The 1,873-nt window shown below is 56.3% G+C and carries 1 protein-coding gene and 1 pseudogene; both read right to left on the reverse strand.

Annotated features, from left to right (window positions below; genetic code table 11):
• Nucleotides 1–156: 156 nt before the first annotated feature.
• Nucleotides 157–1,374, reverse strand: coding sequence for a Calx-beta domain-containing protein (locus BLR02_RS28170; RefSeq protein WP_090665491.1), 1,218 nt, complete (start codon nucleotides 1,372–1,374; stop codon nucleotides 157–159).
• Nucleotides 1,375–1,754: 380 nt separating this feature from the next.
• Nucleotides 1,755–1,873, reverse strand: a pseudogene (locus BLR02_RS29170) (IS5/IS1182 family transposase); the annotation flags it as partial.

Raw genomic sequence — 1,873 nt, forward strand, 5'->3', positions numbered from 1 at the left:
ACGTCCACATGCACACTCTTCTTCCGGCAATCGCCGCCGGGAGCCAATCACAACCGATTCAAATCACTCGATCTGTTCCCGGATGGACACTGAGGGTCGCCATGCCGCTGTTCGTGGCCGAAACCATTTAGGTTCTGGCCACGACGGGCGCACCGATCAGCCGAGCAAGTCGTAGCTAGGTGAATCGGGCACGTAGAACCCCACTCCCTCGTAGCTATAAGTCGGAAGCGTTTGCTGCACGGTGTTCCGCTCTAACACCGAGGGGGTGTAGAAGTGGACCCCTGTGGCTGTGTTGTAGAAGCGATACACCTCTGTAAGACCGCCGCCGTCTTTGTCGGACGCGTAGAAGCCTATACCTTCGTAGTTGTAGATCGAAGAGAGGTTGGCGATAACACTGTCCCGCTCTGCCGCAGATGGCGTGAAGAAGTGGGTGTTGGTTTGCGTGTTAAAGAAGCGGTAGAGAGGATCGGCGCCCTCCTGTTCCGGTACCGCTTGAAAGCCGACACCCTCATAGCGGTAGTCAGGCAGAGTGTTCTGGATAATGTCGCGCTCCGCAGCCGATGCCGTGAAGAAGTGGGCGTTCGTGACGGCATTGTAGAAGCGATGCACGGGAATGGGCGCCGGGTCCGGGTCGTCAGGCTTTACAGACAGGCTGTTTGGGTCGTCGTTCAGGATGGCGACGGTAGCCGAGTATTTGTTGACCGGGTTGTACTGCGTGTCGCTCCAGAACTGCGTTGGGGAAGTGGAGGTCGCTGACGTGATTTGCGCCTCGAAAGTCTCTGCCGCCTCGACGGCGGTGTCATTGTTGAAGCGCACTTCGATGGCTTTGCTCGTCTCATTTGGTGCGAACCGGACGACCTGCGTTCCAAACTGCGTGGCGAGGTCGGCTTGATCGGTCGGGGTTGTGCCCGTAGGGCCAATCCGCACCTCGACATTTGTCACCACAGAAAGATCGTCGCCCACTCTCTCAACAACGAAGCGGAACACTCGGTCTGCGGCGTTTTCGAGAATGGTCGCCTCTTGCGCGTTGATGGCGACGACAGGAAGCGAATCGTTGTTTATCAGCGGGCCGCTGTAAAAAGAAGTGTTCAGCACCGCGTTATTGATCGGCGCGAAGCTGAACGAGTACCAATCGTTCGGCTCATAGACCTTATCATCTGCCGTGGCGAACGTGCGGAACTGAACCCGGTCGCCTCCAGCGACGAAATTAACGGTCTGCTCTGCAGTGATGACGTTCGGGGTATTCGGGGTGATAAGTACTGATTCGTTGAGGGACGGGTCGGAAGATTCGATCCTCCACTGAATCTCCTGTCCCTCTTCGATCCTTGGGTATCCGTTCCAATCAGATGGACGATTGGGTGTGATTGTCAGCATGTAAAATCCTCTGCATTGAGCCAATTTTTGGTCACGCATAATGCTGGCAGCTTTTTTGTAGTCTCCCAGTATCACAATGGCTTGTTAACGACTGTAAAGTCGGACTAAAAATTGAGACCGCCTATTTGGTGAAACATAACTTTCAATCTACACTTCTGGGTTAATCCAGAGAAGATCATGCACCGGCCGCAAGTCTGCCGAGGTACATACAGTGCGCTGAGTGCCTCCTTGATATCTCTGTCGCGGAGCATCGTCGGAAGCGCAGAGGTCACGTTATGGGCCGCAGAGGACAGCGCCGCATGATTCGCAACCTGCTGGCCCGCGCTGTGGCGTTGTGCACACGCGCCAGTGCGGCACCTGCACAGACGCCGTTCTTAAAGCTAAGGACAAAACCTCTTGATCTGGCGCAGGCAGATCACGGCGCAGGCGAGGGTTGTGAGGGCGAGATGGAGGTCGGCGCGGCGCTCGTAGCGGACAGTCAGGCGTCGGAACCGGGCCA

It is taken from the genome of Belnapia rosea (assembly GCF_900101615.1).
GTDB lineage: Bacteria > Pseudomonadota > Alphaproteobacteria > Acetobacterales > Acetobacteraceae > Belnapia > Belnapia rosea.